Raw genomic sequence first — 11,336 nt, 5'->3', positions numbered from 1 at the left:
CAATTGGCACCTTGAGTCCGAGCTGAAGTCGGATGCGCGCTGCGCTCCATCCGGGCTACGAGAAGAACTACTTCGGCAGCTTGGGGATCATGCCCTTCAGCTTTTCCATATCCTTGATGTTCATCTTCATGCCGCCGGCCATGATGATGTCGCCGGGCTTCTGATCCGCCTTGCAGGGACCGAGCCACTTGGCCTCGATGGTGCCGGTGGTATCGCGCGCCGCACCGGCGGAGCCGCGATCGGCGTGCGAGGTCGTCTTCACGGTGTAGGCGGAGTTGAAGTCGCCGGCGATCTCGGCATGCGAGGTCACCGTGACGCCGGCGACGCCGCACACGGAATCGCTGACATAGCCGGTCGCCGTCCTCTGGATATCCTGCTTGGAGCAGATATCCTTCGCCATCGGCGAGACCGCCGTGCTCATGTCTTTGTCGGTGGTCTCGTCGGTGCAATGCTGCATCGTCATTTCGGGCATGGTCGAGCCCGTACGCACGATCTTCATCTCCCACAGGCCCGCTTTGCGAACAGGGAGATCGACGGCGCCGGCCACGCCCGGCAGCAGCGCAGCCAGGCCTATGGCCGATCCGAGCAGAACGAAATGTCGTGTCATGCGGCGATGCCGGTAACGGGCGGCGATCAATAAAGCGTGCGCAGCGGCCGCTCGGCGGCGCTCCAAGGCACCCAGCGGCAGGAGAAGGAGACGTAGCCACCCTCATAGGGCTGCACCGCGAGGAATTTCACCACCTTGCCGTAGGAAGCGCAGTGATCGACCGCGAGCTGGCGGGCATCGGCCTGCCTTGCCAGCGAATAGGCGATAATGCCGCCGGTATCGTTGCCCTTGAACGGGGGCACCCAGTCGGCCTGGGCCGGTGCAACGGCCAGCATTGCACCTGCGGCAACCATGCCAGCGGCCAGAATCCTTCGCATCGCAGACCTCTCCTTAAATCCTTGGGCGACACCATAAAGTGCGCCGGCGACGGTGAAAAGAATCGTGGGCCGGAGATTTGCGGAGTTCTCCGCCAGTGTTGCCGCGTTGCACTTGACCTTGCCCGGGCTTCGCGGCACCGTCCCGCGCGTTGGATATCCGGCGGATTCTCATGTGCAACTCTGTTCGTTCCTTGACCAAAACTGGCCTCTGCGCCGCATTCGGCCTGCTGTTTGGCCTGTTGGCGTCCGCCCAGACCGCGCACGCCGCCAATCCGCTCGAGCTGAACTTCTGGCTGTTCGGGCCGAGCTATGAAGGACGGGTGGCCCCCTGCGAGGCAGCGCTGCCGACCATTGCGTCTCAGTTCCAGGAAAAAGAGGGCCAGTTCTGGAATTCCCCGCTGGTGATCACCGGCTATTCGCGGATCCATGAGACTGCTTTCCGTCCCTGGCAGTCCGACAACATCCCGCGCCGCTACTGCTCGGGCGACGCGATGTTGAGCGACGGCAAGGTGCGCACCGTGCATTTCTCGATCATCGAGGACGGCGGCTTTGCTAGCATCGGCCAGGGCGTCGAATGGTGCGTGGTCGGACTGGACCGCAACTGGGCCTATAATCCCGCCTGCAAGTCGGCCCGGCCCTGATCCTTAGGGCTGGCGTGGCGGCGCTTGTTAATCAAGCAATGCGTCGCACCACACTTTGTTCTTGAAATGTTCCATCTCCCTGCTAGGCTCGCCAGCGGTCGAGTGTGAGGGGTGCTTGATGTTTCGATTGGCCTTGGTTTCCCGGCTGCTGATTTCCGTCCTTGCGTTTTTAACCGTGACCGGCCCGGTCGGTGCCCAGGACCGCCGGCAAAACGCGCCGGGCGAGTTCGATTTCTACGTGCTTGCCCTGTCCTGGTCGCCGTCGTTCTGCGAAGCCGCCTCCGAGCGCGGCGATGGCAGGCGGGCGCAGGTCCAATGCGGCGGACGCCCCTACTCCTTCGTCGTGCATGGCCTCTGGCCGCAATATGAGCGCGGCTTTCCGGAATATTGCCAGCGGCCCGCTCCACGCCTCGCCCGCAACGTCATGACCTCGATGCTCGACCTGATGCCGGCGCCCGGGCTGATCTACAACGAATGGGACAAGCACGGCACCTGCTCCGGCCTCTCGGCACGCGCCTATTTCGAGAGCATCCGCAAGGCCCGCGCCGCGGTGAAGATTCCTGAGGAATTCCTGCAACTATCGGAGCCGAAGACGGTCGCACCCGGCGAGATCGAAGAGGCCTTCATCAAGTCCAATCCGGGCCTCAGCAGTTCGGCAATCTCCGTGACCTGCGATAGCAAGCGGCTCAGCGAGGTCAGAATCTGCATGAGCAAGGACATGCAGTTCCGCGCCTGCGAGGAAACCGACCGCCGCGCCTGCCGCCGAGACCAGGTGGTGATGCCGCCGATCCGGGGTGGCTAGGCTTCGTCATTCCGGGATAGTCCGGAGGACCAGACCTCAAATATGCAGTTTGTGCATCGGGAATTTCGAGAATCTCCGACGTGAAGCTGCGCATCCAAGTTCGGTGCTTTCAACTTGCCCGACATGAGCTGGGTTACTTTCATCTGCGCGATGTCGTAACCGTCAGGCATGAACTACCGTCACGCCTTTCACGCCGGCGGCTTCGCCGACGTCATCAAGCACATCGTGCTGGTGCGAATCCTGCTCTATCTGCAGGAAAAGCCGGCGGCGCTCCGCGTCATCGACACCCATGCCGGCGCCGGCCTCTATGATCTCACCTCCGACGAGGCGCGGCGCGGCGGCGAATGGCTGACCGGAATCGCGCGGGTGATGCAGGCGCGATTCTCGAACGAAGCGCTGCCGCTGGTACTGCCTTATCTCGACATTGTGAGAGCTTTCAGCCCGCCGGGCGAACTGAAGGCCTATCCGGGCTCGCCCCTGATCGCGCGGGCGCTGCTCAGGCCGCAGGATCGCCTCACCGCCTGTGAGCTCGCGCCTGAGGCGCGCAAACGCCTGATCGACGCGCTGCGCCGCGACGCCCAGGCGCGGGTGGTCGACCTCGATGGCTGGACCGCGCTGCCGGCCTTCGTCCCGCCGAAAGAAAGGCGCGGCCTGGTCCTGATCGACCCGCCTTTTGAGGCCAAGGACGAGTTCGAGCGGCTGGCGCAAGGCTTTTCCGAGGCGTTCGCCAAATGGCCGACCGGCAGCTATCTGCTGTGGTACCCCGCGAAGAGCCGTCGCGTGACCGACGATCTCGCACGGCATGTCGCGTCCGAGACAGGTAAGAGCACGCCGGCCGGCAAATGCCTGCGACTCGAATTCAGCGTCGCGCCTCGCGAAGCCGATAGCGGCCTGGTCTCGACCGGGCTTTTGATCGTCAATCCGCCCTGGACGCTTGCCGGCGAACTCAGAATCATCCTGCCCGAGCTGGAAAAGCCCTTGGGCCAAGGCGGTGCGGGCCGATTCAGGCTGGAGACGCCCAAACCTTAACCAAAGCCGTTGCTGAAAACTCCCACTCGACCATAGGCAACTCGCCCGGAACCGTATTATGCTTGTCACGTTAGGACTGGCTTTACGTTCCGCTTCCGCGAATGGTTGCGGCGGAGTGACAAGGCCGAAGAAAAATCCAGGCGGGTCGGTGGCGTGACACGGGTCCGCTGAGGTGGCCAAGCTTCCGGCAGCGAATGTCCGGTCACCCGCTATGTGAGTTACGCGTAGCGGCGGTGCAATGCGGGGGAGGAGTTTCCCGATGGCCATGACTGGGACAGTCAAATTCTTCAATGGAGAGCGCGGCTACGGCTTCATCAAGCCTGACGACGGCGGCCGCGATGTGTTCGTTCACATCACCGCTGTCGAGCGCGCAGGACTAAAGGATTTGACCGAAGGACAGCGTATTACGTTCGACGTCGAACCAGACAAGAAGGGCAAAGGCCCCAAGGCGGTCAATCTGGTGATTTCATCGTGAGCTTTCGCGCTCACGCTGAAGCGGACTGAAGTCTCGGGTAAGGATTTGCCGGGCGGCGTCCCGCTCGCATAGGCATGCGCGTGATCTTGCGCGTCGGCTCGGCATAAAAAATTCCGGCCGCCTGCGACGGCCGGAAGGTTGTTGTCAATCGTTTTCTTATTCTTCGAAGTGATTGGCTAGAGCATGATCCGGAAAAGTGGGCACCGGTTTTCCGAAAAAGATCATGCTCAAACAAAGAGCTAAAGCGGGATGATGATTCGAAGAAAAGTCATCACGCTTTAGAAGTGATAGTTCACGCCGGCGCGGATGACGCCGAAATGGTAGCTGTTCGATGCGCCGGTGATGATGAAGTTGCTGCTGGCGAGATCGACATAGAGATATTCGAGCTTGGCGCTCCAGTTCGGCGCAAAGGCCATTTCGGCGCCGAGGCCGGCGGTCCAGCCGACATTGGTCTGGGACTCCGACAGGCCGAAGGTCTCGGCCCGCAATTCGCCGAAGGCAAGGCCGGCGGTCGCGTAGAACAGCACGTTCTGGAACGCGTAGCCGCCGCGGCCGCGGATGGTGCCGAACCATGGATTGGAGAATTTCCAGGGCGCAAAGGTTTCTTCCGCGCCGGTGGCCTGGATGTCGCCTTCGGCACCGAACACCCACGGGCCGTTGGTCCAGTTGTAGCCGATCTGCGCGCCGCCCGCGAAACCCGACGGCTTGGCCGGGTTGTTGTTCACGCCGCCCCAAGCATAGCCGAAATTGCCGCCGAGATAGGGCCCTGCCCAGCTCAAGGCGTTGAGCGGCTGGTTGACGGTATAGGGCCCGCGATAATCGGCCGCTGCTGACGACGTCGTCCAGCCCCCGACCAACAGCGCCAGCAGGCGCAAGACGACAAACCGCTTCATCGCAACCACTCCAGAACGCAACAGCCGTGACCCGCCGGTTGCGAAGGCCGGCATGGTTACGGAATTCACTGGTTTTTCGGGAAGATTTATCGAAAGTTTTACGTTAAAGGCCTGTTAACAGCGGTTGCCGCCCATCCATCAGTCTTAATGGAGCGTTACCGGCGCGGGGCTTTCCCTCGAAGCCCGATGCTGGCGATGCCGTCCGGCAGCGCCTAGTTTAGGCCCATGGATCACGATTCTACCGACCATCCGAAGGCGTCCGTGCCCAAGGGAACGCGCCACGGCCAGAAGCCCGATTTGCCGCCGCAGGACCTCGCGCTCGTCACCGGCGACGTCGATCCGGCGACGTCGGCCACGGAGGAGGACGAGGACGCGCGGCTGCCCGAGGTTCCCGAGGAACCAGCGGAGGCGGTCGCCGAGGGTACGCTCGCGGTCGGCCATGCCGCGATCGAGAATGCGGTGCGGCTCGCCCCGACCTCGCCGGGCGTCTACCGCATGCTCAATGCGGCCAACGACGTGCTCTATGTCGGCAAGGCGAAGAATGTCCGCAAACGGCTTTCATCCTATGCCCGGCCCAACGCGCCGCTGCCGGCGCGCATCCTGCGCATGATCGCGGCGACGGTGAATGTCGAGATCGTCTCGACCACCACCGAGACCGAGGCGCTGCTGCTGGAGGCCAACCTCATCAAGCAGCTCCGGCCGCGCTTCAATGTGCAGCTCCGCGACGACAAGTCGTTTCCCTACATCCTGATCACCGGCGACCATTGGGCGCCGCAGATCCTCAAGCATCGCGGCGCGCAGACGCGGCCCGGGCGCTATTTCGGCCCGTTCGCCTCCGCCGGCGCCGTCAACCGCACCATCACGGCGCTGCAGCGCGCGTTCCTGATCCGCTCCTGCACCGACGGCTTCTTCGAAAGCCGCACCCGGCCCTGCCTGCTCTACCAGATCCGCCGCTGCTCCGGCCCCTGCACCGGCGAGATCGATTTCCCCGGCTATGGCGAATTGGTGCGCGAGGCGACCGAGTTTCTGTCGGGCCGCAGCCATGCGGTGAAGCAGGAGCTTGCCACTGAGATGGAGAAGGCTTCCGGCGAGCTCGAATTCGAGACCGCCGCGCTCTACCGCGACCGCCTCGCCGCGCTGTCCGCGATCCAGTCGCAGCAGGGCATCAACCCGCGCACGGTGGAAGAAGCCGACGTGTTCGCCATCCACCAGGACGGCGGCTATTCCTGCGTCGAGGTGTTCTTCTTCCGCACCGGCCAGAACTGGGGCAACCGCGCCTATTTCCCGCGCGCGGAGAAGTCGTTCACATCAGAGGAGGTGCTCTCCTCGTTCCTCGCGCAGTTCTACGACGACAAGCCGCCGCCGAAGCTCATCCTGCTCTCGCACGAGGTCGAGGACGCCGCACTGCTCGCCGACGCGCTATCCGTAAAGGCGGGGCGCAAGGTCGAGGTTTCAGTCCCCAAGCGCGGTGAGAAGAAAGAGCTGGTCACCCATGCGCTGACCAATGCGCGCGAGGCGCTCGGCCGCAAGCTTGCGGACACCGCGACCCAAGGCCGGCTGCTCGAAGGCATGGCCACGACGCTTGGCCTGCCGCAGGCGCCGAAGCGCATCGAGGTCTACGACAACAGCCACATCCAGGGCACCAACGCGGTCGGCGCCATGATCGTGGCGGGTCCCGACGGGTTCATGAAGAACCAGTACCGCAAGTTCAACATCAAGTCCGAGGGGCTGACCCCGGGCGACGACTACGCGATGATGCGCGAGGTGCTGGAACGGCGGTTCAAGCGGCTGCTGAAGCCTGCCGAGGGCGAAGCGCCCAAGGTCAAGGCTGACGACGATTCCTTCCCGCAATGGCCCGACCTCGTCATCATCGACGGCGGCCGGGGCCAGTTGAACGCGGCGACCGAGATTTTCGACCAGCTCGGACTGACCCAGGTATCCCTGATGGCGGTGGCCAAGGGGCCGGACCGCGATGCCGGCCGCGAAACGCTGTTCATGCCCGGCCGCGAGGCCATCAAGCTAGAGCCCCGCGATCCCGTGCTGTATTTCATCCAGCGGCTGCGCGACGAGGCGCACCGTTTCGTGATCGGCTCGCATCGCAAGCTGCGCAAGAAGGACATCCGCGAGGCCGGCTTGCAGGAAATTCCCGGTATCGGCCCCTCACGCAAACGCGCGCTGCTGCATCATTTCGGAACGTTGAAGGAGATCGAGCGCGCCTCGATCGCCGACCTCGGCAAGGTTCCCGGCGTCAGCGCCGAGAGCGCGCGGAAGATCTTCGAGTTTTTCCACGCCCAGCCGGGGGGCTAAAGAGATGGAGTCATCAAGGCGTCGCCTGCAGCGGACCATCTTATGCGCCCACGGTTGACCTCGACGCTTCAGCGGTATTGGTAAGACGGATGAACATGGCGACCACAAGGGGGCAGCCCAAGACCCTGTCCCTCCCGAATATCCTGACCTACGCCCGCATCGCCGCCATCCCGGTGGTGGTCGGCTGCATCTATGTGCAGGCGATCATGGACGGCCCGCTCTGGCTGCGCTGGGTGGCGGTCGCGATCTTCATTGCCGCCGGCATCACCGATTACCTCGACGGCTATTATGCCCGGATCTGGAACCAGCAATCGGCGTTCGGCCGGATGCTGGACCCGATCGCCGACAAGCTTTTGGTGGCCTCCTGCCTGCTGATGCTGGCCGCGGACGGCATCATCCACGGCTGGTCGCTATGGGCCGCGATCGTGATCCTCTGCCGCGAGATCCTGGTGTCGGGCCTGCGTGAATATCTGGCTGGCCTGCGCGTCAGCGTCCCCGTGACCAAGCTCGCCAAATGGAAGACCACGGTGCAGCTTGTCGCGATCGGCTTCCTGCTGGCGGGCGAGGCCGGCGACCAGGTGGTCCCGGTGGTCACCCTGATCGGGCTGGCCTTGCTGTGGATCTCCGCGATCGTCACGATCTATACCGGCTACGATTATTTCCGCGCCGGCATCCACCATCTCATCAAGGAGGATGAGGGATGAAGGTGAAGTATTTCGCCTGGGTCCGCGAACGCATCGGCAGGGCCGAGGAGACCATCGAGCCGCCGGCCGATATCCGTACCGTCGGTGAGCTGATCGACTGGCTCGCCGGGCGCGACGAGGCCTCCGCCTATGCCTTTGAGAAGCCGAAGGTGATCCGTGCCGCGATCGACCATGCCCATGTCAAGCAGGATGCCGTGATATCGGGCGCGCGCGAGATCGCATTCTTTCCGCCGATGACGGGCGGCTGAGCCACCACATGACCGCGATTGCGACCATCCGCATCCAGGACGCCGATTTCGACATCGCGCAGGAGATTGCCGCGATCGGCAAGGGCCGCACCGATATCGGCGCCGTCGTCAGCTTCAGTGGCATCTGCCGTGGCAGCGAGAATGGCGAGCCGATCGCGGCGCTGACGCTGGAGCACTATCCCGGCATGGCGGAAGCCGAAATCAGGCGCCATGCCGAGGAAGCGATGTCGCGCTGGCCGCTATCAGGTCTTACCGTCATTCACCGCGTCGGCCGCATCACGCCGGGCGAGAACATCGTGCTGGTGGTGACGGCATCGCAGCACCGGCAGGCCGCGTTCCAGGCCGCCGAATTCCTGATGGACTACCTCAAATCCAGCGCGCCATTCTGGAAGCGCGAGGAAAGCGCGCGGGGATCGAGCTGGATCGAGGCGCGCGACCATGATGACGCGGCGGCCGCGCGCTGGACCAAATCCTGATGGCCAAGCGTACCACGCCGGCCGCCGCCAAGCGCGGCCGATCTGTACCGAAATCCCCGAAAGTCGCAGCGGGCGAGCTCAAGACCCTGCTCGATTTCGTCCGCTATGCGGTGAGCCGCTTCACCGAGGCAAAGCTCGTGTTCGCGCACGGCACCACCGATCCGGTGGCGGAGGCTGCTTTCCTGGTCTGCGAAACCCTGCACCTGCATCCCGACCAGTTCGATCAGTTTGCCGGCGCGCGCGTCACCGCGCATGAGGGCAGCCAGATCCTCGATCTGATCGAGCGCCGCATCGCGACGCGGAAGCCGGCCGCCTATCTCGTCAACAAGATCTACATGCGCGGCCTGCCCTTCTATGTCGACGAGCGCACCATCGTGCCGCGCTCCTTCATCGGCGAACTCCTGGATTCGCATTTCGGCGGCGACGAGGCGGAGGGCGGCTCGCTGATCGACGATCCCTTGTCCGTCGTGACGGTGCTCGACCTCTGCACCGGCTCCGGATGCCTTGCGATTCTCGCCAGCCGCAGCTTCCCGAATGCCGACATCGACGCGGTCGACCTCTCGAAGGACGCGCTGGCGGTCGCCGCGCGCAATATCAGGGATTACGGACTCGAGGATCGGCTCACGCTGCACCAGGGCGACCTGTTCGAACCGCTCGAAGGCAGGCGTTACGACCTCATCATCTCCAATCCGCCCTATGTCGATGCGCTCGGCATGGCCTCGCTGCCGCGGGAATGCCGCGCCGAGCCGAAGCTCGCCTTCGACGGCGGCGCCGACGGGCTCGACATTGTCAGGCGCATCCTCGACGAGGCCCCTCAGCATCTGAGTGCGGAGGGCGGGCTGCTCTGCGAGATCGGCCGCGGCGCGAGGTCCTGGAAGCCGCCTATCCGCAATTGCCGTTGCTCTGGCTCGATACCGAGGATTCCGAGGGCGAAGTGTTCTGGATTGGCGCAACCGATCTCTCGTCGGCTTGACGCTCTTTCACGCGAGCTGGTGCCCGCTACGCTCGAAGATGCCGTGTGACGCAGTGCAACGCGGCGGAAATATCGCAGCTCACGCCGTTCACGTGGGGCAGCGAAGCTGATACTTTCAAGGCAAATCAGCTCACCGCCATCAACGAGGCCCCCATGCTGGACAAGAGCCCCCGCCCCGCCGCCGTCAATGTTCCCAACGACCTCGCCGCGCATTGGATGCCGTTCACCGCCAACCGCGCCTTCAAGAAGCAGCCGCGGCTGCTCGCCGGCTCCAAGGACATGCACTATTTCACCGTCGATGGCCGCCAGATCATCGACGCCGCCGCCGGCATGTGGTGCTGCAATGCCGGCCACGGCCGCACCCAGATTTCGGAAGCGATCGCCAAACAGGCGGCGGCGATGGACTACGCGCCGCCGTTCCAGTTCGGCATCCCGCAATCCTTCGAGCTCGCCAGCCGCATCGCCGATCTGGCGCCCGAGGGACTCGACAACGTGTTCTTCTGCAATTCGGGCTCGGAAGCGGCCGACACAGCGCTGAAGATTGCGCTCGCCTATCACCAGATCAGCGGCCAGGGCAGCCGCATCCGCCTGATCGGCCGCGAGCGCGGCTATCACGGCGTCGGCTTCGGCGGCACCTCGGTCGGCGGCATCGTCGGCAACCGCAAGCTGTTCGGCTCGCTGCTCACCGGCGTCGATCATCTGTCGGCGACCTATGACCGCGAGAAGCAGGCCTTCACCAAGGGCGAGCCGGACTATGGCGTGCATTTCGCCGACGAGCTCGAGCGCCTCGTCAACCTGCACGGCGCCAACACGATTGCTGCCGTGATCGTCGAGCCGATGGCCGGCTCGACCGGCGTGCTGCCGGCGCCGAAGGGCTATCTGAAGCGGCTGCGCGAGATCACCGAGAAGCATGGCATCCTCCTGATCTTCGACGAGGTCATCACCGGCTATGGCCGGCTCGGCTTTGCCTTCGCCGCGGAGCGCTATGGCGTGACGCCCGACATGATCACCTTCGCCAAGGGCATCACCAATGGCGCTGCTCCAATGGGCGGCGTGATCGTGCGCGGCGCCATCCACGACGCCTTCATGAACGGCCCTGAGCATGTGGTCGAGCTGACCCATGGCTACACCTATTCGGCGCATCCGCTGGCCTGCGCTGCCGGCCTTGCGACGCTCGACATCTACCGCGAGGAGAAGCTGTTCGAACGCGCGAGCAAGCTCGAGCCGAAATTCGCCGACGCGGTGATGTCGCTGCGCGACCAGCCGAACGTGGTCGATATCCGCACCGTAGGACTGACCGCCGGCATCGATCTCGCCCCGATCGCGGATGGCCCCGGCAAGCGCGGCTTCGCCGCTCTCAACAGCGCCTTCCACGACAACGACCTGATGCTGCGGATCGCCGGCGACTCGCTGTGCCTGACGCCGCCCTTGATCGTCAGCGAGGACCAGATCGGCGAGATCGTCGACAAGGTCGGCAAGATCATCCGCGCGGTGGCGTAGAGCGCGGTTTTGCTGGACCCTCATCCTGAAGAGCGCGGAGCGCGCGTCTCCGGACGATGCTACGCATCGCCGGGCGAAGGATGAGGCCCCGCCGGTGGCCTCGCCCTTCGAGACGACCGCTGCGCGGTCTCCTCAGGGTGAGGAGATGGATTGGAGTGGCCGCTCTCGCAATGACGGGCCGAGTTCTGATTCAATTGTCAAACAGCCTTCCGCTGTCATCGTCCGCGAAGGCGGACGATCCAGTATTCCAGAGACAGCAGTGCTTGAGCCGAGAGGCTGCCGGATACTGGATGCCCGCCTTCGCGGGCATGACGGTGGAGTAGTGGTGAGAGGATGTGAGACCGCATTCTCGCGGCATGGATTG

Annotated in this window: 12 protein-coding genes and 1 pseudogene; 10 read left to right on the top strand and 3 right to left on the bottom strand. The window is 64.1% G+C overall.

Features of this window, described 5'->3' with window-relative positions; translation table 11 throughout:
- Nucleotides 1-67: 67 nt before the first annotated feature.
- Nucleotides 68-607 carry a DUF3617 domain-containing protein gene (locus CWO89_RS33085; RefSeq protein WP_130582683.1) on the bottom strand — a complete coding sequence of 180 codons (540 nt, stop codon included), beginning with the start codon at nucleotides 605-607 and terminating at the stop codon, nucleotides 68-70.
- A gap of 26 nt (nucleotides 608-633) precedes the next feature.
- Complete coding sequence (locus tag CWO89_RS33080) at nucleotides 634-924, bottom strand: hypothetical protein (RefSeq protein ID WP_130582682.1); 291 nt, start codon at nucleotides 922-924, stop codon at nucleotides 634-636.
- Nucleotides 925-1,094: 170 nt separating this feature from the next.
- Here CWO89_RS33080 and CWO89_RS33075 point away from each other — a divergent pair, with 170 nt between their 5' ends.
- The 4 genes from CWO89_RS33075 to CWO89_RS33060 all read left to right on the top strand — a co-directional run bounded on the left by CWO89_RS33075 (nucleotide 1,095) and on the right by CWO89_RS33060 (nucleotide 3,871).
- Nucleotides 1,095-1,565 (top strand): hypothetical protein, encoded by a 471-nt coding sequence (locus CWO89_RS33075; protein ID WP_130582681.1) that lies wholly within the window; start codon nucleotides 1,095-1,097, stop codon nucleotides 1,563-1,565.
- A 118-nt stretch (nucleotides 1,566-1,683) separates the two neighbouring features.
- Nucleotides 1,684-2,367, top strand: coding sequence for a ribonuclease T2 family protein (locus tag CWO89_RS33070; RefSeq protein WP_130582680.1), 684 nt, complete (start codon nucleotides 1,684-1,686; stop codon nucleotides 2,365-2,367).
- Between the two features lie 168 nt (nucleotides 2,368-2,535).
- Nucleotides 2,536-3,396: a 23S rRNA (adenine(2030)-N(6))-methyltransferase RlmJ gene (locus tag CWO89_RS33065; RefSeq protein WP_130582679.1), complete on the top strand. Its 861-nt coding sequence runs from the start codon at nucleotides 2,536-2,538 to the stop codon at nucleotides 3,394-3,396.
- Nucleotides 3,397-3,655: 259 nt separating this feature from the next.
- Nucleotides 3,656-3,871, top strand: a complete 216-nt coding sequence (locus CWO89_RS33060; protein ID WP_027581161.1) for a cold-shock protein — start codon at nucleotides 3,656-3,658, stop codon at nucleotides 3,869-3,871.
- Nucleotides 3,872-4,149: 278 nt separating this feature from the next.
- Here CWO89_RS33060 and CWO89_RS33055 read toward each other — a convergent pair whose 3' ends face one another.
- Entirely contained in the window at nucleotides 4,150-4,764 is a 615-nt protein-coding gene (locus CWO89_RS33055) for an outer membrane protein (RefSeq protein WP_130582678.1), read from the bottom strand.
- A 225-nt stretch (nucleotides 4,765-4,989) separates the two neighbouring features.
- Here CWO89_RS33055 and uvrC point away from each other — a divergent pair, with 225 nt between their 5' ends.
- The 6 genes and pseudogenes from uvrC to aptA all read left to right on the top strand — a co-directional run bounded on the left by uvrC (nucleotide 4,990) and on the right by aptA (nucleotide 10,972).
- Entirely contained in the window at nucleotides 4,990-7,071 is a 2,082-nt protein-coding gene (gene uvrC / locus CWO89_RS33050; RefSeq protein WP_130582677.1) for an excinuclease ABC subunit UvrC, read from the top strand.
- An 89-nt stretch (nucleotides 7,072-7,160) separates the two neighbouring features.
- A complete protein-coding gene (gene pgsA, locus CWO89_RS33045) occupies nucleotides 7,161-7,775 on the top strand; it encodes a CDP-diacylglycerol--glycerol-3-phosphate 3-phosphatidyltransferase (RefSeq protein ID WP_027581164.1) in 615 nt (204 codons plus the stop codon).
- Entirely contained in the window at nucleotides 7,772-8,023 is a 252-nt protein-coding gene (gene moaD, locus CWO89_RS33040; RefSeq protein ID WP_130582676.1) for a molybdopterin converting factor subunit 1, read from the top strand. The genes pgsA and moaD overlap by 4 nt, the downstream gene beginning before the upstream one ends.
- Nucleotides 8,024-8,031: 8 nt before the next feature.
- Complete coding sequence (locus CWO89_RS33035) at nucleotides 8,032-8,499, top strand: molybdenum cofactor biosynthesis protein MoaE (RefSeq protein ID WP_130582675.1); 468 nt, start codon at nucleotides 8,032-8,034, stop codon at nucleotides 8,497-8,499.
- Nucleotides 8,499-9,472: pseudogene (gene prmB / locus CWO89_RS33030) on the top strand (50S ribosomal protein L3 N(5)-glutamine methyltransferase). Before CWO89_RS33035 ends, prmB begins: the two are co-directional and overlap by 1 nt.
- 153 nt (nucleotides 9,473-9,625) lie before the next feature.
- Entirely contained in the window at nucleotides 9,626-10,972 is a 1,347-nt protein-coding gene (gene aptA, locus CWO89_RS33025; RefSeq protein WP_130582684.1) for an omega-aminotransferase AptA, read from the top strand.
- Nucleotides 10,973-11,336: the final 364 nt, after the last annotated feature.

This window comes from Bradyrhizobium sp. Leo170, from assembly GCF_004296405.1.
Taxonomy (GTDB): Bacteria; Pseudomonadota; Alphaproteobacteria; order Rhizobiales; family Xanthobacteraceae; genus Bradyrhizobium.
Note: the sequence above shows the minus strand (reverse complement) of the source record. Positions and strands in the feature narration are given on the sequence as shown.